This is a genomic window from Mesorhizobium sp. PL10, assembly GCF_053714315.1.
Genome location: NZ_JBSKBR010000201.1, coordinates 1 through 470 on the forward strand (window position 1 = coordinate 1; position 470 = coordinate 470).

General features: G+C 62.1%; 1 protein-coding gene. It reads left to right on the forward strand.

From position 1 onward, the window contains the following. Window positions 1–470, forward strand: a 470-nt coding sequence (locus ACWGTO_RS33855) for an IS701 family transposase (protein WP_454579001.1), incomplete at both ends; no start/stop codon positions are given.

Below are 470 nucleotides of genomic sequence, written 5' to 3' on the forward strand. Positions count from 1 at the left end.
TCAACCGTTTTTGGCAGGTCTTTCGCATCCAGCTCGGCGCCGGATGTGTCCGCTGTACATTGCTGGTCTGATCGGGCCGGGCGACCGTAAGAGCGTACAACCGATGGCCGCGCGAGCGGGCGATGTCGGCTACGATCAGCTTCATCATTTTGTCGCGGCAGGGGTTTGGGACAGCGCTCCGCTCGAGGCCGCCCTGCTGAAGGAGGCAGATCGCCTGGTCGGCGATGAGGCGGGTTTTCTCGTCATTGACGACACAGCGTTACCGAAGAAGGGACAACATTCGGTTGGTGTCGCGCCTCAATACGCATCGTCGCTTGGCAAGACGTCCAATTGCCAGTCACTGGTGTCGATGACCCTGGCCTCGCGCGAAGTGCCGGTGATGGTGGGCCTTCGGCTCTTCCTGCCCGAGACCTGGACGAATGATCCCGAGCGGATGATGCGGGCGCGCGTCCCGAAGGATCGACAGGTCG